A 21,531-nucleotide genomic window follows, 5' to 3' on the forward strand; every position below is an offset into this window, starting at 1 on the left:
GAACGGAAGCCGATCACCAAAAGGAATCGGCTTATTTATTTGAATGAAAGCAATAGCACGTTTAACAGCTATAGGAGATAAACAGGAGGTACACCATGGACTTTTTTCTTCCCAGCGGAAATTCCTCAAAAAAAAGTGAATCCGGTGACCTAAAATGGTGGCAATTATCATTAATTGGTGTTGGCTGTACCATTGGGACCGGTTTCTTTCTCGGTTCAGCCATTGGCATTAAGATCACCGGACCTTCCATCGTTTTTTCATTTATGTTAGCGGCACTTGGAACCTATATCGTCTATAACCTTTTGGCTAAAATGACAGCTGAAGACCCTCAGGAAGGATCTTTTTGCTATTACGCCAATAAAGCCTATGGAAAGTGGGCAGGTTTTAGCTGCGGCTGGAATTACTGGTGCTCAAATATACTTATCATGGGAAGCCAATTAACCGCGCTCTCCATTTTGACAAGATTTTGGTTTCCTCATGTGCCCCTTTGGGTTTTTGCAGCGGGTTATGCCATACTCTCCATTATAGTGGTATTAACAGGAAACAAAGGCTTTGATAAGGTGGAAAACCTGTTTGCAGTTATTAAAACAGCAGCCATTATTATGTTTATCATCCTCGCAGCAGCTGCTTTGTCCGGAGTGATTAATGGAGATGCCAGGCATCCCGGATTCCCCGGTTCTTCTGGGGAATGGTTTCCTGAAGCCTTTAGGGGCTTTTGGTCATCGTTGATTTATGCTTTCTATGCATACGGAGGAATTGAAGTGATTGGGCTAATGGCAACAAGATTAAAAAAGAAGGAGGATGCACCTAAGGCGGGCATCATCATGCTTATCGTCCTTGTCATCATCTATGTCATTTCCCTTGGCTTAGCCGTTTATATGGCTTCACATGGTGCTTTTAATGAAAAAGAGAGCCCATTTGTAACTGCAATGGATAAGTATAATCTGGCCTTCTTCCCGCACGTTTTTAATGCAGCAATCATTATTGCCGGCTTCTCTACGATGACAGCTTCACTGTTTGGAGTAACTGCATTACTGGTTACGTTGGCTGATGACGGCGATGCTCCAGCGGTATTTTCAAAAAAGATAAAGAAGTGGAAGGACCTTCCTTTACCTTCGCTGGGACTGGCTACAGCGGGTTTAATTGCATCCATCGTAACCGCCTTATTGCTGCCTGGCAAAATATATGAGTATATCACTACTGCTGCTGGTATATTAATTTTATTCAATTGGTCATTCATCATCATTTCAGCTCTTCGGATTTTGGAAAATAAAGTGTTCGGAAAGATAATGGCTGCGGTGGGATTGCTTCTGATCCTGGCTGCGGTAAGCGGCACATTAATTGAAAAGTCCATAAGGTTTGGATTTTTTGTCAGTTTAATATTTGTGGCATTAATAGCGATTGTAGCCTTAATCATGCAAAAAAAAGTATGGAAAAAAGAAGGCGGGAGCAGCTGTTAACAATAAAAAACAAACACCAGTCTTCATTCTGGTGTTTGTTCAGTTTTTAGACGCTGTAATTAAGTTTTTTCTTATTCCTTTTTAAGGAGCCCTATAAATAGGCGGTCGGTTTATTTAAAATCAGCAAGGACCAAAAGGGTGATTAAAGGAATTCACTGCAGAATTCTAATATAGGGAGAGTGCGGACTATGTTTTTGAAGTCCTGCTGATGGACAAGCTTACTTTAAATATGGGGATAATTTCTGTATGATTTGATTCAGCTTTTGAGTATTTTTTTCATACATTTCCTGTGCCTTTTTGGAATCAGTCTGCAGGGAAAACACTTCAAGGTCAGCAGCACACTTTTTTATCATTGCCATAAGCAGAGGACGCTGCTGTGGTGCAGGAACCTTAAGTGAATCATCAAATATATCTACAGTCAGTTCTCCATAAGAATCAATTTGACCCAAAAAAATGTTATCAATGGTCAAACCCAGTTTTTCTATCTCCATGTCAAGCCATTTTCTCGATTTCCCTGACTCAGCAAGGGGATCGTTTAGAATTTTCCCATCCATAATAACCGTTTGCGGCTCTTTTTCCTGAGGTAAATTCAATTGAAGATCCTTTGGGGTAAGCGGCTGGTTTTCTTTCTTCAGCATGATGCTAAGATCTCCGCGCGGCTCTAAAACAGCAAACTCCACATCTGCTGTTTTAAAGACATTTTTTTGGCGAAGCAGGGAGGATAAATCATCAATCGAGTATCTTTCTTTTTTTAAATTATCTTCTAATATTTTCCCATCTTTAATAAAGATTGTTCCTTTTCCTTCAAAGAAATCACGGAAGCTTTTACTCTTAAGCGAAAGAATATCAGCAAATAATGTAACAAGACCAAAAATCAAAATAGAAAGGATTCCGCTGGCCCAGTGGTTATCAAGCCCCATAATTATTTCACCGGCTATACTTCCGATTGTAATTCCTGATACATATTCAAAAAATGAAAGCTCTGATATTTGTTTTTTTCCTATCAGTTTGGTTATAGCGAATAAAACACCTGCGAATAAAATAGAACGTGCACCAATAAGAAGCCATTCAGGCATATTTTCATCTCCATGTTCAGTTAATTTGGTTTATATTGGGGTTCCTCAAACTCTATAACCTTTTTTCGGTGTTCAAGATCAGTTTTTATCTCGCTAATTTCCAGCATTGATTCATGGAATAGGCGCTTTGCTTCTTCATCCATTGAGGTTAAAGCCAGGTTTGATAACTGTGCTTCTATAGAACGAATTGCTGCAAGACATTGATTTACATTCGAAGCAATTGTCATTGAGATCACACCATTTCAAGATTTAAATTTATAATTGTAATAGGGCTGGCATATGCCAGCCTGAATGTCTATTGATTATATTGAGGTTCCTCTTGCTGAATCTCTTGAAGCCTTGGTTCAAGGCTGTCAATGATCGATTGTGTTTGCTGTGCGGCATTCTGGTACAGCTGTTTAGCATTTTGGTTTTCCGTAGCAAGTGCAAACGTTTCAAAGCTGGCCTGAGCGCTCTTCAAGCCAACAATTGCTTGCTTTACTTGAGTTCCAACTGTCATATTTAATTCCTTCTTTCAAATGAAAAATAAACTACACAATGTATTATTACTTTTTATTGAATGCTTATGTAATAAACTTCATACCAAATTCAGTAACTTATCATATAAGGTGATCTGGATCTCGCTTTGTATGACCCGGCTGCGAGCTGCCATATTTAAAAAGGCACTATATCCGTTCATTTCCATAATTAAAATTTCCATTAGATTAACATCCTATTTACTATAGCGCAGGAAGGAGGAGACCTAAAAAACATGTTCCGCAATATTTTATTATCAATATGGGTATTCCTGGATCCTCTTTATTATCCTTTTACCCGGCTACAGCATCTTACAGCAGATCCGGAAAAGGGAGGAGTTTTTCGTGTAAGGCTGACAAAATATAAAGGAAATGACATTCAATTATCTGACGGAGTTATCATAAGAAAAAATGATCTTTTACTTAAAATCCATCTGCATAATGTCAGGCTGTTAAAAGATTTTAACTATATGAAAAATGAGTTATTAAAAGGGAGAGCCATCTATAAACGTGTTAAGGAATCTATGCCGCTTTTGACTGCATTTATCCTCAGCCATCCGGAAGAAACGAAAATAAAAGGGGTTATTGGCATCACCCTTATAAACAAGGGATTCAGCACGCTTGGATTTGAATGTATATCTCCAAAAAATAAATTATACTGCTGGTTTAAAAAAACATTTCAATTGCCTATATATTTTTTATCGTGTTCAAAAATTTCTGCTGCAAATTTAAAAAAGCATCGCACTGTTTACTTATTGATGTCTAAAGAAAACCTGATTAATAAATATAAATAAATGATGCAGACTGTTTCCTCTAACTCCCACTAGGACTGTCCCCTCAATCCCCTTATACTTTGAAGGAGGGAGGGGATATGAATATGGCATTATTTTTCACCTTAATCTTGTTCACCGTTTTCTGTTATCTTATTTACAAAGCCAATAAAAACACTAAGAATGTAACTATAAATTCAATTTCTGTTTCCCGTCCTAATATCTCAGTTTCGGGAGATAACATAAAAATTCTTCATATATCTGATATGCACCTCGAAAATATTTCTGTCAGTCCGGATGAATTATTTGAGATGATCTCAAAGCAACCAGTGGACCTAATTGCCCTTACAGGCGATTTTCTTGACCGCAAACGAAGTATTCCTAAGCTTGCGGGCTATCTCCATGCACTGAACAAGACAAATCCAAAGCATGGCATCTATGCAGTCTTTGGCAATCATGATTATGTCTTAAAAGGTCATAACTTTGAAACATTGAAAAACACTCTAGAAGAAAATGGCTGTAAAACACTTCAAAATGAGCATGTGTCGATACAGGTTAATGGGGAAAAATTAAACATCATTGGAATTGATAATTACAGCACCAGACACAGTGATGTAAAAAAGGCCTATGAAGGAGTAATTGAAGGCTGTAATCTAGTTTTGACCCATGATCCCAATGTTGTATTAGAGATGGAAAATGTTCCTTTTGATTATTTATTATCAGGGCATTTTCACGGCGGACAGATTCATTGGCCAAAGCCATATCATTTGATAAAAATGGGCAGGCTTGTCCGGATGAAAATGGTGAAAGGCCTTCATTATCATAGCGGAAAACCTTTTTATATAAGTGAGGGACTAGGCCAGACAGGGGTCAATATCCGTATCGGCAGCCGACCTGAAATCACTTATCATGAAATATCATAATACATTCTAAAACCCTTGCCATTGCAATAGCAAGGGTTTTAGGCGTATAATAACCATGTACAATCAGTACTATATAGGTATACACAAATATTATTTACAAACCCAATAAAATTTTTGCCAGCATATTCGAATCCCTAAAAGTAAAAATTATATAAGGGAGGAGACATATGATTCCTTCTTATTACTTAAAGGGGAGTGCTTAAACTTGAATAACTGGATAAATGCGATTTTTAATACGGGCAAAATGCAGCCGTTTTTAAATATGTTTGGCAAAAAGAAAAGAAGAAACAGAGGAATGCTGTGGGGATCTTTAATTAGCCTGGGTTTAAGTGCAGCTGCATATGGCTTTACTAGAAATCGCGGCAGAAATATGGCTCGCCCGTTTCAAAATTTAATGAATAATACAGCCCAAATGACAAATTTCCAGAAGCCAAATATGGCGGGGTTAACTGAGTTTGCAGAGGAATTAACATCAAATAAGAACCCGATAAACAACAAATTCAATAATACAGCCCAAACGAAAAACTTCCAGAAGCCAAATATGGCGGGGGTAACTGAGTTTGCGGAGAAATTAACATCGAATAAGAACCCGATAAACAACAAATAACGCATAGTAGCCCACGTATTTTGTGGGCTTTTTTTTATTTTCATAATTTTTATTTCAGCATTCGATCAGATCATCTTTTTGATTGATCCAGCTTGTTATGGAACCATAATTTATAACAAAGGAACAAGCAGAGGAGAAATAGAAGGTACCAAATTACTCCCAGCAAAAAATTATGAAGTGATAAAAACAATTGCTCGCCGCTATATGCAAGCATAAACATAGGAGGCAGCATTCCAATTGCAGTAGCTATAAAAAAATGCCTAAATGGAATATCTGCTATTCCACAATAGATATTAAACACCTGAGGAGGGATGATAACAATCATTCGGCCAAACAAAATTGCCATAAATGCATTATTTTCGAACAGGTACTGAAATTTATTAATGGCTTTATACTTTCCCAAGTAGGCGGTGAAATAATTCCTGAAATAGTATCTTGATAAAAAAAAGTAAATTAACGAAGTCAAAAGAATGCCAAACCAATTGATCAGCAGACCAACCATCGCACCAAATTTGACTCCCATTATTCCTGCAAAAAGAGTAAATGGCAAGAAAGGAATAGACGCAATCAGTACAGAAAGTAAAAACATTGCAGGAAGCCAAGATGGATCACTTGTTCGCAGCCATTCTAATAAGTAATCTTTATTGGTCATTCCAACGATCAATAAAATGACATATGCTAATCCAATCCACCATCTGCGCATAAAATTGCTCCTTGCCTATATCCCTAATCATTCGCGGCTGCCTTAATTTCAGTATGCTTATATTTTTGAAAAGAAATGTATTCACCTGGACAAAAATCATTTCTGAAGAATCCAACATAAAATAACATCAAGGTAAAAAATGGGGGAGGCAGCTGTAAAAATGCACTATATGAATTATGGTTACTATATTCCATACAGAGATATAAAAAACGAAACCTTAATGATGGTAAAGCCATTTGTGAATTATGGCTTAACAGAAGCAAAATTCACTTCAGTTTCCCATGCAATGACTGAGGTTGCAGCCATTGCGTACTTGCTGGGAAAAGGCTATAATCCGCAAACAGCATATAAACTGGTGGAATCCTGGGAGGTTAATGAATCATTTTAAATTTAGCATACTGAACTGATTCAAAATAACTGGTGATTTAAACTAAACATAAACCTTCGCTCAGGTATTTGCTGAGAGCAGGTTTATGTTTTTTCAATTCCAAAAATCCATAATCCATTGTTTCAAATCTACAATCCGCAGGTGCTCGATACTTTTATTGGTTCCTGTAACAATGATGGGGATTAGTGAATCATCTTTATGCATGGAGCCATGGGCACCGCCACCGGAATGTTCAGGTGAACTTTCACCAATGAATTCATACCCGGGTTTTGCGTCAACGACAAGAAATTCACCTTCCTGAGAATACATAGCTCCATATAGCCTTGCTAATCCATCAGGATAATCCCCATAATGAATATTCTTGTTCTTTAAGGTTAAATCGAGAATGGAGGTATTTCCTTTTATAGACCATGCTTGATTATAAACATCACGATAGGTTCCACCTGAATTAAAATCGAAGGAACCCTCATGATCCCCAGATATCACATGTATTAATTCTTTTTCCTTCCATGCAATCCAGGCAATCCTCTGATCTTTTTTTAACCTTTCGGCAATGTTTTTTACTGAAATACTTCCATTAATTTCATAGACATAAGCCATTCGTTCATTTGCTGTAATGACAATTTCATCTTCTTTTCCAGCAGGCTTGCCGAGCTTTAAAATCCTATATTCAGAAAGGATTTCTTTTAAATCGATTAAAGCTTCTTTTTTCGATTCAATGACAGGTGATTGTTTACTGTCTCCAACAATAACCCAATTATAATTTTTAAGGGCATCCTCCCATTTCGGAAAACTATTCAAGACCTCCTGAAGATACTTATCAAGTTTTTCAATTCCTTTTATTGTTTTTGGCCCTTTCCTATGTACAGTAAAGTCATTTCCTGAAATATACAGGATTGTAAATTCAGGGATAATATTTTTTCCCAAAAGGTATTTTAATTCTTGAACCGCGAAGGCATCATTAAGTCCTAAACGATTCACAATGTGATTATTCTTTTTGTCCTGTTGAATAAATGTACCTAAAGACAGCATTTTCGGCCCAGCAGTTTCGTATTCCCCAGGTAAATTACTCACTTTTGTTATCAACTTGGGTACTTTAAGGGTATGATGATAATTTCCCCGATAAATAAATGCGTTAATGGATGCTGATTCCTTTTTAATTCTGTCCAGATCCTCATGGATGGTGCTTACATTTGGACTGAGGTCAACATTATTATATTGATGCATGATACTTTCAGCAAATTGGGAAACCCCAATTTTCATTATTTCAAAAAGCCCATTTCCATAAGTGATGATTTGCTTCTTATCATTATTAAACCAAACGAGTCCAGGAATCTTAGTCTCATCCGGGTAAGCACCAGTTATTAAAGAACTGTCGATTGTAACCGACATGGTTGGATAGGAACTTACTACATTTTTACTATATTGTCCGTGTTTTAAAAAGAAGGCCAGAGCAGGAGCTTTTTTCTCTTGTATTGCTTTTTTTAAAGGCTCATCCATCAACGAATCGATAACAAGAAGTATAACTTTAGGTGAAGACTGACTTTCTGTTTGAATAGCAGCTGCTTTCTTATCCTGTTCATTTGAATTTTGACCACTGCTGGCGCAGCCGAATAGGAGAATAGAAATAGCTATTATACAAGGAAGCAAACGAATCAACAATTTTCACCTGCGCTTTGAAATATAGTCTATTTTAACTTTATGCAATAAATAAATTGAGGCGGGAGCATTTGATTCTCAATTGCTATTCAAAGAAATAATAATGAGACAAAAAGGAAATAACAGAGGAGAGGGCGGCAAGGTATAGAAATCACTAACCAGCATCGAATCATTTTTCATTCCCATTATTTATCAAAACATAAACACAAATTTTTGGTTATAATACCAACAGAAACTTTACTATCAGTATGCTTATTTTTTTGTAATTAATGTATTCTTTTTAAAATCCATCATTATCGAAGGGTTAAAACATTGGGATTGATCCAAGAATTTATTGTCAGCATGGAGGAGAGTAATGCCCAATAAAGATTTAAGAGAGATTTATGTGGGACAATAATTTTTTTCTAGTTTACATAATATATATTATAGGAAGTATCGGGTTTAAATGAAATTGTTGTCTCATTATCTAAGTATACTTAAGATAGTGAGACAACATGAAAATTTTCAGTCAAATATTACTTAAATGGTTTAATCTGCGAAAATTGAATTGAATCATTTTCAAATTTATTTTTAAAGAACTAATTCATGTTTTTCTTGCTGAAGCTATGGATAAATATTTGTTCAATCAATTCTTAAAAAACGATATTTCAAAGATATTCAATGATCCCTCTTAACTGATACTTTTTTCATCTAGTTTACATAACATTTTTATACAAACCATATGTCTAAATCCATTTAATTTATTCACTATCCTGTGTAATATTAAAAAACATATCATCTTGTTCTTTATTATCCTTAATATTGCTTTTGTTTTTTTCCCCCATCTCTCCATCCGATTCATAACTCAATCCAAATGTTTTCTCCTGTTCTTTCTTCATTCTAATCGCTCCTTTGCTTTTATGATAAAATACAGCTTCTTTTACATTTGTTGCTGCGTTTAGAGCCATTTTTCACAAAACGGAACACACGTTCCATCACGCGCATTTTTTTCATACTGGCTGCAATGCAGCACTTAAATATTTTCTGGGAGTTCCGTAATAAAGCAGCTTGCTGAACTCCGGGTAAACGGATTCAAAATATATAAAGATTGGCGAATCGAGCAGCCAGGGATAATTGGTAAAAAAGCATCTATCTCCATAAACCATCGCTGTCAGCGCCAGATCCAATTCTTTTTGGAAGATAAGAAACCTTATTTTTGCGTATTGCTGATCGAATTCTCCGCCGCTGATATACACCCTTCCGCTCAGAACATACTGCCCCATTTGGGGAATCCATTCAGCAAATGCTTCATCGCGGAACTTACGATTGACTGCATTAAAATCATAGCATTCACCTATCGCCAAAAATAATTCTCCTGTTGCATCTGAGTGTGTAAGTGTATATTTCCTGCTGTCTACGGGCCTGAATTCCGTCGCAGGAGGCAAATATTTAACCGACAGCTTAGATGGATTAAAATTACTCATAATAAGCGCCCCCATATACAAATTTCCATATGCCCAGTATATGGGGTGCTGAAAGAAACGTGACAAATGCCCATATCGTTAACGCTTGCGGGAATTCATTTTCATCACTTTGGTGTCTTTTAACATCCATTTCCCTTCTTCATACAGCCAGAAAGATTCTACAAATGCGATTGTATCTGCATTATAAGCACCGCTAATTCTCTGAACTCCCAATAATCCGTTTTGTCCTTCAACAGGGATGATCTTCAGCGTGCTATAAGGGTTTACCATTAGTTCAGTAGGTTCACTTAGTTTTCCGTTTAAATACAGACCAAGCCGTTCATATTCCTCGCTCCGGTCCCTTAAATCAAACGTATATGATTGTTTGGTGTCTTGAATGCTAATATTGGCTTTGTAGCCATTTTCGAATTGGCTATTGATCACTAAAGGGTCTGGAACTGCCAGTTCTGTTAACATGAAGTCCTTTAACGTATATAAATAAAAATTCGACAGACCGCCGCTTCCCCCTGTTGGAATACTTATAAACATATCTTTAATGGAATCATGATTTAAATCCTCAAACTGTATTTGAGGTTCATAGCCTCCTGCAAGCTCTGCTTTATATATTTTACCGTCTGAAGCCTTTATTTCGAGTGATATTTCCTTTAAAAAGGACGCGCCTTCCTCATAATAAACACCCTTAATATAGACGGTATCCGCCTTATTATCACCTGTTACATCCACTTTATCTTTTGACACCGTTACAGCTCTTTGTTCTTCCTCACCAGCATATACACCTGTTATGGCGGATAGAGACATAAAAAAGAAAGCCGCAAACGCAAAAAGCAATTCTTTTTTCATTTACTAATCCTCCCTAGTTTTTTATTATCTTGCCCATTTATGGAAATAACATGTAAAATCACAAAAAACCTCCTATCCTAAGGATAAGAGGTTTTGCAGAAATAAATTATTTAGCTGCCTTCTTCTTTAATGCATTTTCCTTGGTTTCCCATGATTCAATCCCTTTTAGACCCGGAATAGAGTCAGCATAGAACACAGGATCTTTTCCTTCTTTTCTCTGTGCCTTATAGTCCTTGAGTGCAGCGAATGCAATTTTCCCGAGCATGGTAATAGCAACCAGATTTATTAAAGCCATAATGCCCATAAATAAATCTGCAAGGCCCCAAACTGTTGCCAGGTCGACTAAAGCCCCAAAGATGACCATGCCGATAACGCTAATACGATAAATGAAAATTGCCAATGGGCTTTCCTTAATGAACTCAATGTTCGTTTCCCCATAATAGTAATTGCCGATAACAGAACTAAATGCGAAAAGAAAGATTGACACAGCCACAAAAATAGGAGCCCATGTGCCAATATGAGATGACAATGCTGTTTGAGTTAATTGTATACCTGAAAGATCTGGTGATGTATAAGCTCCTGAAAGGATAATCATAAAGGCAGTCGCAGAACAAATTAAAATCGTATCTACAAATACACCTAAAGTTTGTATTAACCCCTGTTTAACAGGGTGAGAAACAGCAGCCGTTGCAGCAGCGTTGGGTGCACTTCCCATTCCGGCTTCATTGGAGAATAAGCCCCTTTTAATACCCATCATGACAGCAGCGCCCATTGCCCCGCCAAAGGCCTGATCCATACCAAATGCGCCTTTAACAATCGTTGCAATAAGATTTGGTACTTCAGTTATATTCATAATTACTATTACAATGGCAACAATTAAGTAAATGACCGCCATAATCGGAACAATAACTTGTGATACATAGGCTATTCTCTTAATTCCTCCAAAAATGATAATAGCCGTTAAGGCAGCAAGAATCAATCCAATTGTCATGCGGCTTGTGCCAAATGCTTCATTGAAAGCTAATGAAATGGTGTTGGACTGGACTGAGTTGAATACAAGTCCAAAACAGAAAGTGATGATAACAGCAAACAAAATGCCCATCCAGCGTTTATTAAGTCCTTTTTCCATATAATAAGCAGGACCGCCGCGAAAACCGTCTTTATCTTTGACCTTATAGATTTGTGCTAAAGTACTCTCCACAAAACTTGAGGCGGCGCCTAAAAAGGCAATGACCCACATCCAAAATACGGCACCTGGTCCGCCTGCCGCTATTGCTGTAGCAACGCCAGCCATGTTGCCGGTCCCTATCCTGGAAGCAGCACTGATTGTAAATGCCTGGAAAGATGAAATCCCTCTTTTTCCTTCTGCAGAAACCATGGTTTTATCGCCAAGTATCCGAATCATTTCTCCAAAATAACGGAATTGTACAAATTTGCTTTTTAGACTGAAATAGAGGCCTAAAATGATAAGTACTGCAATTAAAATATAAGTCCAGACAATATCATTTAGAAAGCCGACAGCCGAATTTAAACCTTCTAAAAATAAATTCATTCATTTCCCCCCTGTTTCTTAATTTACGGCATTTATTATCTCACAAAAATAACACCTCTTCTAATCTATCAAAAGAATTTTTAATAGACAAGACGTATATTCATTCCAATGCCTTAAAAAACACAATAAAATCTTGTTTTAAAAGAAAAATGCCAAAATTTATATTCCCTTGTAATCGGTTCTTTAAACGTTTTCAAATAATATTTTATTCGTTATTTATGCAAAAATATAAAATGAATCCCCCTGTCATTATCAGGGGGATTCAAAAGGATTATTCGGCAGGGGCATCTGAATCATTTTTAGGTTCTTCAGCCCTCCAGATGCATTTTGCTTTACCGCTTTCGGATTCGTCAATGATGAACGATCCATTGGAATATCTGTCATTAAAGCGGATGGATGAAGCAATAACTGCTTCAATATGGCCTTTTTCCGTTTCAATGTATATTTCATCTTTGCTTCTGACAATCACACACCCAACAATACGGTGAGGGTTAGATTTCAATTCACGAAGCATCACTACACCGCGCTTGGCACGGGAAGTCCGTTCAAATTCGCTCATCTTCATTTTTTTTATAGATCCTCGCTGTGTAACAATCACGACAGACTGCTCTTTCTGATCCTCAATTAGCTGAGCACCTGCGACAAAATCGCCGTCTTTAAGGTTAATGCCTTTAACGCCTGCTGCCCGGGCACCAACGATACTTACTTCCTCTTCATGGAACCAGAGGCCGAATCCCTGGTGAGTGGCAAGGAATATTTCCTTCGTGCCATCTGTTAAATAAACGTCATGAACTTCATCAGTGCCTTTTACATTAACTGCCACAAGCGGCTTGGAATATCTTTGAGCTTTATAAGCTTTTAGCTCGGTTTTCTTTACCATTCCATTTTTCGTCATAAAGAGCAGGTATTCTTCCGTTTCAAAATCTTTAACTGGAATAGCCCGGACAATCGATTCATTCCGGTCGATCGGTATGATATTGGCAATATGCTGTCCAAGGTCCTTCCAGCGGATATCCGGCAGCTGATGTACTGGACAGTATAAATAGTTTCCTTTATTCGTAAACACAAGGAGAACATCGGTCGTATTCATATCAAGCTTTGCAATCAGCCTGTCTGAATCCTTCATGCCAAAATCCTGTCCGTTTGAGGCGGCAAACGACCTCTGGCTTGTGCGCTTGACATAGCCTTCCTTTGTTACCGTTACAATCACATCTTCACTGGCTACCAGAACTTCAAGATTGATCTTGATTTCTTCGATCTCCGCTTCAATTCTCGTACGGCGTTCATCGGCAAAACGCTTTTTGACATCTCTTAGCTCTTTTTTTATAACAGAGAATAGCTTCTTCTCACTTTCCAAAATGGATTTCAGTTCGCCGATTAGCTTAGCAAGATCCTCAGCTTCTGCTCTTAAGGCAGTAATGTCTGTATTGGTTAAGCGATAAAGCTGGAGGGAAACAATTGCTTCAGCCTGAGGTTCAGTGAACTCAAACTTTGCAATCAGATTATCTTTTGCATCCCGCTTATCTTTAGATGCCCGGATTGTAGTAATCACTTCATCCAGGATGGAAAGAGCCTTCATCAGGCCTTCAACGATATGCTGACGCGCCTCAGCCTTTTGCAGTTCAAACTGAGATCTGCGTGTAACAACTTCTTTACGATGGCCGATATAGGCATCCAGAAGCTCTCTTAAACCCATTAATTTCGGGTGACGATTGTGGATAGCAACCATATTGAAGTTATAAGGGATCTGCAAATCACTGTTTTTGTACAGATAATGAAGGACGCCTTCAGGATCTGCATCCTTTTTTAACTCAATCACAATCCGAAGGCCTGTCCGATCCGTTTCATCACGGACTTCGGCGATGCCTTCGACTTTCCGGTCCAGTCGGAATTCATCAATCTTCTTTACCAGATTGGCTTTATTCACTTCATAAGGAATTTCAGTTATGACAATTTGCTTTTTGCCTCCGCGCAAATCTTCGAATTCGGCCTTTCCGCGGACAATAATTTTTCCTCTTCCTGTTTCATAAGCTTTTTTAATTCCATCGACTCCCTGGATGATGCCTCCAGTAGGGAAATCAGGTCCTTTAATATGCTCCATCAGATCATCGATAGAACAATCCGGCTTATCCATCCGTAAAATAACCCCATCAATAATCTCATTTAAATGATGAGGCGGAATATCCGTTGCATATCCAGCAGAAATACCTGTTGAGCCATTGACTAGCAAATTCGGATAGACAGCGGGCAAAACGGTTGGCTCACTGGAAGTATCATCAAAGTTCGGGATAAATTCAACGGTTCTTTTCTCAATATCTCTCAGCAATTCGGAAGAAAGGGCCGATAATCGTGCCTCTGTATAACGCATGGCTGCCGGAGGATCTCCATCGATGCTCCCATTATTGCCGTGCATTTCAACAAGAAGGTTTCGAACCTTCCAATCCTGGCTCATCCGCACCATGGCGTCATATACAGAAGTATCGCCATGCGGATGATAATTGCCGATTACATTTCCGACTGTTTTAGCAGACTTTCTAAAGCCCTTTTCGTGTGTATTGCCTTCTACATGCATGGCATAAAGGATCCGTCTTTGAACAGGCTTTAATCCATCACGAGCATCGGGAAGGGCACGATCCTGAATAATATATTTACTATAACGCCCAAAGCGGTCGCCTAATACATCTTCAAGAGGAAGGTCCCGGAATTTTTCAGCAGAACTCATGATTCATCACCCTCCTCCTCTAGCACTGAAATATTCTCATTTTCAAGTATGCTTCCATCTTCTTCAAGGCCGAATGCCACATTGGACTCGATCCATTTGCGGCGCGGTTCAACCTTATCACCCATCAATGTGGTCACACGGCGTTCAGCTCTTGCTGCATCATCAATCTTAACGCGGATCAGTGTGCGCGACTCTGGATCCATAGTCGTCTCCCATAGCTGATCGGCGTTCATTTCGCCAAGACCTTTATAGCGCTGAAGCATATATCCCTTACCCACTTTTTTAATGGTATCCTGAAGATCATCATCACTCCATGCATACTCAATCACTTCTTTTTTGCCTGAACCTTTGCTGACTTTGTATAAAGGAGGCAGCGCAATGAATACCTTGCCCGCTTCAAGCAGCGGTTTCATATACCTGTAAAAGAAAGTAAGCAAAAGCACCTGGATATGTGCTCCATCGGTATCGGCATCTGTCATGATGATTACTTTATCATAGTTGACATCTTCCAGATTAAAATCTGAGCCAACGCCTGCTCCGACTGCATGGATAATGGTATTGATTTCTTCATTTTTAAAGATATCCTGGAGCTTTGCTTTTTCCGTGTTGATTACTTTACCTCTAAGCGGGAGCACAGCCTGGAAGCGCCTGTCCCTGCCCTGTTTAGCAGATCCCCCGGCAGAATCGCCCTCAACCAGGTACAATTCGTTTCTTTGCGGGTTGCGCGACTGTGCTGGTGTAAGTTTTCCTGAAAGCATGGCTTCAGATTTTTTCCGCTTCTTCCCGCTTCTTGCTTCCTCACGTGCTTTGCGGGCTGCTTCTCTCGCCTGGAAAGCTTTTATCGCTTTTTTAATTAATAGAGAGCTTGTCTCAGGGTTTTCTTCAAGGAAATAAGACAAATGCTCGGAAACAACTGAATCAACAGCCGACCGTGCTTCACTGGTCCCCAGTTTGCCTTTCGTCTGGCCCTCAAACTGCAAAAGCTCCTCCGGAACACGAACAGAGACGATAGCCGTGAATCCTTCCCGCAGATCCGCTCCATCCAGGTTTTTATCTTTTTCCTTCAGAAGATTCACTTTGCGGGCATATTCATTAAAAGCCCTTGTCATCGCTGTTTTGGACCCAGCCTCATGCGTACCGCCGTCTTTTGTGCGGACGTTGTTAACAAACGAAAGGACATTTTCCGAATATCCATCATTGAATTGAAAAGCAAAATCCACTTCAATTCCATTGCTCTCGCCTTCAAAGCTTACTACAGGGTGAAGAATATCCTTTTCTTCATTTAAATATTCAACAAATGCTTCTATGCCATTTTCATAGTGAAAAACGTCATGAAAGTCATTACGTTCATCTATGATTTCTATTTTCATTCCTTTTAGAAGGAATGCAGACTCACGAAGCCGCTCGCAGAGTGTTTCGTAATTATACGTTGTAGTCGAAAAAATCGACGGATCTGGCTTAAAGTGGATGGTAGTTCCTGATTGATTTGTCTTGCCCACTTTTTCGAGCGTTGTAACCGGCTTTCCGCCCAGCTCGAAACGCTGTTCATACACAAAGCCATCACGTTTAATTTTAACAACAAGCCACTCTGAGAGGGCGTTGACTACGGATGCACCAACACCATGCAGCCCGCCGCTTGTCTTATAGCCTCCCTGGCCAAACTTTCCCCCTGCATGAAGGACAGTTAATATGACTTCTGGAGTCGGCTTGCCCATTCTGTGCATACCTGTAGGCATACCGCGTCCTTTATCTTGAACACTAATTGAATTATCTTTATGTATTTTGACAATGATATGATCCCCGTAACCTGCCAGCGCTTCATCGACAGCGTTATCGACAATCTCATATACAAGATGGTGCAAACCCCTTGCATCCGTACTTCCAATGTACATCCCAGGGCGTTTTCTAACAGCTTCAAGCCCTTCGAGTACCTGTATGGCATCATCATTGTAGTCAAAAGCTTCCTGATTTCTTGCCACGAACATACCCCTTTCATTTCCTGCAAAAACACATGCCGTCAAAATCTCGGCACTAAGAACACCCGTATGAGAATTCGGCTTTTAAGTCCATTTCCTTTGATATCCCAAGGCTAGAACAGATGTTCTGTATTCATATTTTACCATATAATTTAGGATGGTCTATGCTTTATTTTATCTATTTATTTGGTTTTGGCAAATAAGATCTTGGGATTTAAAAGATTTATCCTGATTATTTCCGTTACACAAACCCTTTATTTACAGGGATTCTATAAAAAATAAAAAACATGAGATCTTAAGCAGACCTCATGCTGAGTTTATTTCGTTAGTGCGTGTTCAACTTTAATGCAGCGGTCCATGATGACAGTGCAGCCTTTTTCTTTTAGAAAATCATATGCTTCCTGGTTTGCCACTCCAAGCTGAGCCCAGAAGATATCAGCATCTATTTCGGCAAACTCCCGAGCAATTTCCAGAAGAAACTCTGAACGCCTGAATACATTGACGATATCTACATGCCCCTCGATCTCTTTAAGACTTGCTACAGCCTTTACACCAAGTACCTCATCAACAGCGGGATTAACCGGGATAATTTCATAGCCGGCTTTTTGCATCGCCTCTGACACCATATAGGATGTGCGTTCAGGATTTCCGCTTAACCCCACAACAGCAATCCGCTTTGCCTTTTTTAATAGAACACCGATTTGGTCCCTGCTTGGATTTTCAATAGCCATTTTGTTCCCTCCAATTTTTCTGGTTAATTATATTTTACCTAAAATCTTAAAAGCGCACTAACTTATTGCTCTTATTCCCAAATATACAGCTTATAAAAACTCAATGACCTTTCAACTTTAAATCCTGCTTTTTTATAAAGAGACAGGGCTTTCTGGTTGGTTGTTCCCACACAAAGCTTAATGCTTGCGGCTCCAGCATTCACAAAAAGGTCATGAACCGCCATATCAAGCAATTTTCGTCCAATGCCCTTCTTGCGTTTACAGAATTTCACACCAATGAATTCAATGCTTCCTTCTTTTTCATCACGATTGTATTCTGCATATAAATAGCCATTTAATCCATCCGCATCACCAGATGTATAAACTTTGTGTTCGTCACTCAATCTTCCGATAATCTCTTTTCCTGAATAATATGTATGGGGAAACAATGTATCATGCAAATGGATAAACTTGCTATGGCTGTGAGGCGGCAATAAACTGATATCTCTTAATTCATTACTGGGATTTCCTTTCAGTTCCATGTATGTCTGAGCAGATTGCGGCTTGAATCCGTTACTTAAAGCAAATTCGGCAGCAGTATGGTTGGCTGTATCCGCAAACAGAAAGTAAGAATGCAGGTTTCCTTCAAAATAATGAAGTGCTTTTTCCCATAAAAGTCTCAAAAATTCAAATTCCTGAACAAAAGGACCCCATAATTCTGCTGTCCCTTTATTAAGATCAGCATCTACTCCCAGAAAGCCTGCAATTGCGCCATCCTTCCAGACAATAAATGCAGCTGATTCGGCATCACTATTCATTTCTTCCAGACTATGAAGAATATCGTTTTGGCTGGTCCCCAAATACCCTATATGACACTGGCGCAGAGAGTTCATTCCTGCAATAAACTCGGATGCCTGCACTAGATTTGCATGATCCAAAATGCCGGCTTTCACATCATCACTCCTCTTTACTATATTTTACCATAAAAAAAAAACGGCTGATTTGCTTTCAGCCGAAATAGAAGATTAATAAACGGCTGTCTCTAATCTTTTAAGCAGCCTCTTTATGCTGATGTTCGCTTCTCTTAACACCATTTCTTTATCAACCGTTTTTAGCTTCCTATTTTCCATGACGATTTTCCCGTTTACAATGGTTGTTTCTACATCTGCTCGAGTGGCTGAATAGACAATCCTCGAGATGGTGTCGATATCAAATGACGGATACACATGAAAATCATTCAGATTAAGAATAGCAAGGTCTGCTTTCTTTCCGGGCTCAAGGCTTCCGATTTCCTTTTCCATTCCAACTGCTTTAGCTCCGCCGATCGTAGCCATTCTGAAGACTGTTCTGGCATTCATTGCTGTTGGTCCATGTACAGGCTTCTGAATGATTGCAGCCAATCTCATTTCATTGAACATATCCAGATTGTTATTGCAGGGAGCACCATCAGCACCCAGGCTGACAAAAGCCTGCTGATCCAATAAAGAAGGAATTTCTGCTACACCTGATGCCAGCTTTAAATTGGATCCCGGACAATGGCTGACCTTTACACCACGCTCTTTGATGATCCTTCTTTCTTCTTCATCTAGCCAAACACAATGCGCAAGAATCAGCCTTTCATTGGCAAGCCCAATGCTGTCCAAGTAAACTACATTCCGCATGCCTAATTCTCTTTCAACAAGCAGAATTTCATTGGCATTTTCTGATGCGTGCGTATGGACTCTTACATTGTACTGTGCAGAAAGATCCCTGACACTTTTCAGCAATTCCTCTGTGCAGGAAACTACAAAACGGGGACAGAAGGCATATTGTATTCGTCCATTATCGCTGTTATGCCATTTCTCAAGCAGATCTGCGCTTTGCTGGATGGACTTTAAGGTATTTTCCCTTAACGGAACTGGAACTTCATCCCCCTTATCCATCATGACCTTTCCGGCAAGTGCCCGTATGCCGCTCTCGGCAATGGCCTGAAATGCATATTCGGTATGATTGACCGTTTCCATGTCCACCACAGTTGTTGTTCCGCTTTGAAGCAATTCACCAATCCCCAGCATGGCAGAATAATAGATGGATTCTTCATCATGCGAAGCCTCCAGCGGCCAGATTTTCTGTTTCAGCCAATCAAGCAGTTCAAGATCATCAGCCTGTCCTCGGAATAATGTCTGGCATAGATGTATATGTGTCTGGATAAATCCCGGTATGATTGTTTTTCCTGAAGCATCCATTACTTTATCAGCTTTATGTGTTAAACTCTGGCCAATTTCCATGATGCGGTCATCCACAATATAAAGGTCGCCGAAAACGATTTCTTCAGCTGCGTTCATCGTGATGATTTCAGCATTTTTTATCAGTATACTGCTCAACTTCTTCCTCCCCCTTGTACAGGACTTGCTTCTCCGGGCTCCAGTTTTCCATAAGTCATGATAAGCTGCTTGTAAAATTGAATGGAGCGCTGATAAGCCGCCAGACTCACGCTCTCATTTGGCTGATGGGCAAGCTTTTCGTCTCCTGGGCCGTAAATCAAGGTAGGAATTTCACTCCTTGGATTAAGAACGGCACCATCTGTATAGTAGGACACCCCGTAATGGTTTGCTGGCGATTCGCCCTTAATCATTTGCGCTATTTGAATAATGTCCTCAGCAGGATCCGTTAAAATAGATGGACGGTCCAGGATGGTTTCAACACTGTATTTATAAATCTCTTCCTGATCCATCAGCAGATCAAGTTTGGATTTAAGCATGTTTATAAAACTGGAATGGGATTGAGGAGGGACGGTTCTTATATCTGCTCTGATGCTGCATTTATCTGGAATGACATTGGTCTGCACTCCGCCTTCAATCATGGTAACAGCCAGGCTGCTTTGTCCGAGTGGCTTCCTATCTGTCATCCATTCAATTTTCATTTCATCCAATAGCCGGACTATTTTAAGCATGTGATCTACTGCATTTATTCCCTGTTCGGGCATCGAACCGTGAGAGGTTTTTCCATATGCTGTTATTTCAAGCCAAAGAGCTCCCTTATGGCCAATCACAATTTTTTCATTTGTCGGTTCGGCAATGATTAGTGCATCGATTTTTCTGCAGTCATTCTCCTTTATAAAAGCCCTTGCCCCGCAGCTGTCGACTTCCTCCCCGGCTGTTGCCAAAAAAGTAACGCCAGCAGGGGGTACAGTACTCGTGAGATACAGCTCTTCCAATGCCAGGAACATCGCTGCAAGACCGCTTTTCATATCAGATGCTCCTCTGCCATATATGCGTCCATCTGCGATTTCACCTGAAAATGGAGAGTAAATCCATTCTCCCGTTCCAGGAGAAACGGTATCCATATGGCCGCATAAGACTAGCTGTTTACCGCTTTTTCCCGGAAGCGTAACTTCAAAATTGCTTCGAGTCTCATCAAGTATTGTCACTTTAAACGGCAGACCATTTTGTTTGCATCTGTTAATAAAAGCTTCAGTCACTAAATGTTCGTTTCCTGGCGGATTAGAGCTGTCGATTTGAAGCAGCTGCTGAAGAAACTGAATGTCATTCATTAATCCGCCTCCACTATTTGCATTTTAATAGGGGTCACTTTAAACCCATTAACCGGTGCCATGTCCTGGGAACAGGTTGTACAGGCAATGACAACATCGCACAATGCTTTCAGCCTTATGTAATCACCAGGCTTGGAAAGAGGCTCGGTAATGACATAATCACCAGCATCATCAAGGACATTATTCATAAATATATTGATGGGATCCGGAATGACAGGGGGGTGAATATCATACTTTTTCAAAGCAGCCGCAATATTATCATGGCAATTTGGGTGATCCTCCTTGCCAAAATCAACTTTATAGCGGTAATAATCACAAGCAGGAAAGAAGAAATCATGTTTTCCAACAGTGTCTTCCACTAGCTGCATCAGCGGGCGGCGGCGGTTGCTGTAAAGCCAATCTCCCGTTTTAAGCCGAATGCTGCTTAATGAGGCACGCATATGAACAGGTGAAACATGTTCCTCAGGATCTTTATAGTTAAAACAGACAAAATCCCCCACTTGTTTTCCTTCCATATCAATAATTATGAGCTCTTCTCCTTTGTGAATCAGGGCGCTTCTTCCTTCATAAGGGGGGATAATCATTTCGTCTCTGATCTTCCCCTTGTTAAAAACCTCTTTCATTTGATCACCAAC

21 protein-coding genes are annotated in these 21,531 nt (G+C 39.5%); 5 read left to right on the forward strand and 16 right to left on the reverse strand.

Annotated features, from left to right (window positions below; translation table 11 throughout):
• Positions 1 to 95 precede the first annotated feature (95 nt).
• The gene (locus MKY20_RS18165) at positions 96 to 1,460 is read left to right on the forward strand and encodes an amino acid permease (RefSeq protein ID WP_019379959.1); all 1,365 of its coding nucleotides are present in this window, start codon (positions 96 to 98) and stop codon (positions 1,458 to 1,460) included.
• A gap of 218 nt (positions 1,461 to 1,678) precedes the next feature.
• On the opposite strand, the gene MKY20_RS18170 is transcribed toward MKY20_RS18165, so the two are convergent.
• From MKY20_RS18170 to MKY20_RS18180, 3 genes are all read right to left on the reverse strand, one after another.
• Entirely contained in the window at positions 1,679 to 2,536 is an 858-nt protein-coding gene (locus MKY20_RS18170) for a DUF421 domain-containing protein (RefSeq protein WP_217034967.1), read from the reverse strand.
• Between the two features lie 20 nt (positions 2,537 to 2,556).
• A complete protein-coding gene (locus tag MKY20_RS18175) occupies positions 2,557 to 2,763 on the reverse strand; it encodes a DUF1657 domain-containing protein (protein WP_009334652.1) in 207 nt (68 codons plus the stop codon).
• A 68-nt stretch (positions 2,764 to 2,831) separates the two neighbouring features.
• A complete protein-coding gene (locus MKY20_RS18180) occupies positions 2,832 to 3,035 on the reverse strand; it encodes a DUF1657 domain-containing protein (RefSeq protein ID WP_009334653.1) in 204 nt (67 codons plus the stop codon).
• A gap of 252 nt (positions 3,036 to 3,287) precedes the next feature.
• Here MKY20_RS18180 and MKY20_RS18185 point away from each other — a divergent pair, with 252 nt between their 5' ends.
• The 3 genes from MKY20_RS18185 to MKY20_RS18195 all read left to right on the forward strand — a co-directional run bounded on the left by MKY20_RS18185 (position 3,288) and on the right by MKY20_RS18195 (position 5,351).
• On the forward strand, positions 3,288 to 3,845 hold the full coding sequence (locus MKY20_RS18185; protein ID WP_009334654.1) for a YkoP family protein: 558 nt from the start codon (positions 3,288 to 3,290) through the stop codon (positions 3,843 to 3,845).
• Positions 3,846 to 3,922: 77 nt separating this feature from the next.
• Positions 3,923 to 4,744, forward strand: a complete 822-nt coding sequence (locus MKY20_RS18190) for a metallophosphoesterase (protein ID WP_009334655.1) — start codon at positions 3,923 to 3,925, stop codon at positions 4,742 to 4,744.
• 205 nt (positions 4,745 to 4,949) lie between these two features.
• On the forward strand, positions 4,950 to 5,351 hold the full coding sequence (locus MKY20_RS18195; RefSeq protein WP_341002269.1) for a hypothetical protein: 402 nt from the start codon (positions 4,950 to 4,952) through the stop codon (positions 5,349 to 5,351).
• A gap of 70 nt (positions 5,352 to 5,421) precedes the next feature.
• On the opposite strand, the gene MKY20_RS18200 is transcribed toward MKY20_RS18195, so the two are convergent.
• On the reverse strand, positions 5,422 to 6,054 hold the full coding sequence (locus tag MKY20_RS18200) for a TVP38/TMEM64 family protein (RefSeq protein ID WP_009334657.1): 633 nt from the start codon (positions 6,052 to 6,054) through the stop codon (positions 5,422 to 5,424).
• A gap of 160 nt (positions 6,055 to 6,214) precedes the next feature.
• Between MKY20_RS18200 and MKY20_RS18205 the strand changes: the two genes are divergently transcribed.
• On the forward strand, positions 6,215 to 6,442 hold the full coding sequence (locus MKY20_RS18205) for a hypothetical protein (protein WP_034297074.1): 228 nt from the start codon (positions 6,215 to 6,217) through the stop codon (positions 6,440 to 6,442).
• Positions 6,443 to 6,535: 93 nt separating this feature from the next.
• Here MKY20_RS18205 and MKY20_RS18210 read toward each other — a convergent pair whose 3' ends face one another.
• The 12 genes from MKY20_RS18210 to MKY20_RS18265 form a co-directional block, all read right to left on the reverse strand.
• Positions 6,536 to 8,101, reverse strand: a complete 1,566-nt coding sequence (locus MKY20_RS18210; protein WP_341002271.1) for an alkaline phosphatase family protein — start codon at positions 8,099 to 8,101, stop codon at positions 6,536 to 6,538.
• Between the two features lie 740 nt (positions 8,102 to 8,841).
• The gene (locus MKY20_RS18215) at positions 8,842 to 8,979 is read right to left on the reverse strand and encodes a hypothetical protein (RefSeq protein WP_019379966.1); all 138 of its coding nucleotides are present in this window, start codon (positions 8,977 to 8,979) and stop codon (positions 8,842 to 8,844) included.
• Between the two features lie 111 nt (positions 8,980 to 9,090).
• Positions 9,091 to 9,564: a staygreen family protein gene (locus MKY20_RS18220; RefSeq protein WP_019379967.1), complete on the reverse strand. Its 474-nt coding sequence runs from the start codon at positions 9,562 to 9,564 to the stop codon at positions 9,091 to 9,093.
• A 78-nt stretch (positions 9,565 to 9,642) separates the two neighbouring features.
• Positions 9,643 to 10,404: a hypothetical protein gene (locus MKY20_RS18225; RefSeq protein ID WP_251175508.1), complete on the reverse strand. Its 762-nt coding sequence runs from the start codon at positions 10,402 to 10,404 to the stop codon at positions 9,643 to 9,645.
• A 106-nt stretch (positions 10,405 to 10,510) separates the two neighbouring features.
• The gene (locus MKY20_RS18230; protein ID WP_251175509.1) at positions 10,511 to 11,956 is read right to left on the reverse strand and encodes an alanine/glycine:cation symporter family protein; all 1,446 of its coding nucleotides are present in this window, start codon (positions 11,954 to 11,956) and stop codon (positions 10,511 to 10,513) included.
• A gap of 271 nt (positions 11,957 to 12,227) precedes the next feature.
• Positions 12,228 to 14,678 (reverse strand): DNA topoisomerase IV subunit A, encoded by a 2,451-nt coding sequence (gene parC / locus MKY20_RS18235; protein WP_341002278.1) that lies wholly within the window; start codon positions 14,676 to 14,678, stop codon positions 12,228 to 12,230.
• Positions 14,675 to 16,657 carry a DNA topoisomerase IV subunit B gene (parE, locus tag MKY20_RS18240; RefSeq protein ID WP_009334671.1) on the reverse strand — a complete coding sequence of 661 codons (1,983 nt, stop codon included), beginning with the start codon at positions 16,655 to 16,657 and terminating at the stop codon, positions 14,675 to 14,677. Before parE ends, parC begins: the two co-directional genes overlap by 4 nt.
• A 314-nt stretch (positions 16,658 to 16,971) precedes the next feature.
• Positions 16,972 to 17,385, reverse strand: a complete 414-nt coding sequence (locus MKY20_RS18245) for a CoA-binding protein (RefSeq protein ID WP_251175511.1) — start codon at positions 17,383 to 17,385, stop codon at positions 16,972 to 16,974.
• Between the two features lie 71 nt (positions 17,386 to 17,456).
• Entirely contained in the window at positions 17,457 to 18,317 is an 861-nt protein-coding gene (locus tag MKY20_RS18250; RefSeq protein WP_251175512.1) for a GNAT family N-acetyltransferase, read from the reverse strand.
• Positions 18,318 to 18,389: 72 nt separating this feature from the next.
• The gene (locus MKY20_RS18255) at positions 18,390 to 19,727 is read right to left on the reverse strand and encodes a 5'-deoxyadenosine deaminase (protein WP_251175513.1); all 1,338 of its coding nucleotides are present in this window, start codon (positions 19,725 to 19,727) and stop codon (positions 18,390 to 18,392) included.
• Entirely contained in the window at positions 19,724 to 20,896 is a 1,173-nt protein-coding gene (locus MKY20_RS18260) for a M20 family metallopeptidase (protein ID WP_251175514.1), read from the reverse strand. Before MKY20_RS18260 ends, MKY20_RS18255 begins: the two co-directional genes overlap by 4 nt.
• Positions 20,896 to 21,519: a DUF1989 domain-containing protein gene (locus MKY20_RS18265; RefSeq protein ID WP_019379973.1), complete on the reverse strand. Its 624-nt coding sequence runs from the start codon at positions 21,517 to 21,519 to the stop codon at positions 20,896 to 20,898. The genes MKY20_RS18260 and MKY20_RS18265 overlap by 1 nt, the downstream gene beginning before the upstream one ends.
• Positions 21,520 to 21,531: the final 12 nt, after the last annotated feature.

It is taken from the genome of Cytobacillus sp. FSL W8-0315 (assembly GCF_038002905.1).
Classification (GTDB): Bacteria; Bacillota; Bacilli; order Bacillales; family Cytobacillaceae; genus Cytobacillus; species Cytobacillus pseudoceanisediminis.

What these genes read in the sequence shown, in the direction of transcription:
- MKY20_RS18165 (WP_019379959.1), top strand. Translation starts at nt 96, where the DNA reads ATGGACTTTTTTCTTCCCAGCGGAAATTCCTCAAAAAAAAGTGAATCC.
- MKY20_RS18170 (WP_217034967.1), bottom strand. Translation starts at nt 2,536, where the DNA reads ATGCCTGAATGGCTTCTTATTGGTGCACGTTCTATTTTATTCGCAGGT.
- MKY20_RS18175 (WP_009334652.1), bottom strand. Translation starts at nt 2,763, where the DNA reads ATGACAATTGCTTCGAATGTAAATCAATGTCTTGCAGCAATTCGTTCT.
- MKY20_RS18180 (WP_009334653.1), bottom strand. Translation starts at nt 3,035, where the DNA reads ATGACAGTTGGAACTCAAGTAAAGCAAGCAATTGTTGGCTTGAAGAGC.
- MKY20_RS18185 (WP_009334654.1), top strand. Translation starts at nt 3,288, where the DNA reads ATGTTCCGCAATATTTTATTATCAATATGGGTATTCCTGGATCCTCTT.
- MKY20_RS18190 (WP_009334655.1), top strand. Translation starts at nt 3,923, where the DNA reads ATGAATATGGCATTATTTTTCACCTTAATCTTGTTCACCGTTTTCTGT.
- MKY20_RS18200 (WP_009334657.1), bottom strand. Translation starts at nt 6,054, where the DNA reads ATGCGCAGATGGTGGATTGGATTAGCATATGTCATTTTATTGATCGTT.
- MKY20_RS18205 (WP_034297074.1), top strand. Translation starts at nt 6,215, where the DNA reads ATGCACTATATGAATTATGGTTACTATATTCCATACAGAGATATAAAA.
- MKY20_RS18215 (WP_019379966.1), bottom strand. Translation starts at nt 8,979, where the DNA reads ATGAAGAAAGAACAGGAGAAAACATTTGGATTGAGTTATGAATCGGAT.
- MKY20_RS18220 (WP_019379967.1), bottom strand. Translation starts at nt 9,564, where the DNA reads ATGAGTAATTTTAATCCATCTAAGCTGTCGGTTAAATATTTGCCTCCT.
- MKY20_RS18225 (WP_251175508.1), bottom strand. Translation starts at nt 10,404, where the DNA reads ATGAAAAAAGAATTGCTTTTTGCGTTTGCGGCTTTCTTTTTTATGTCT.
- MKY20_RS18230 (WP_251175509.1), bottom strand. Translation starts at nt 11,956, where the DNA reads ATGAATTTATTTTTAGAAGGTTTAAATTCGGCTGTCGGCTTTCTAAAT.
- parC (WP_341002278.1), bottom strand. Translation starts at nt 14,678, where the DNA reads ATGAGTTCTGCTGAAAAATTCCGGGACCTTCCTCTTGAAGATGTATTA.
- MKY20_RS18245 (WP_251175511.1), bottom strand. Translation starts at nt 17,385, where the DNA reads ATGGCTATTGAAAATCCAAGCAGGGACCAAATCGGTGTTCTATTAAAA.
- MKY20_RS18260 (WP_251175514.1), bottom strand. Translation starts at nt 20,896, where the DNA reads ATGAATGACATTCAGTTTCTTCAGCAGCTGCTTCAAATCGACAGCTCT.
- MKY20_RS18265 (WP_019379973.1), bottom strand. Translation starts at nt 21,519, where the DNA reads ATGAAAGAGGTTTTTAACAAGGGGAAGATCAGAGACGAAATGATTATC.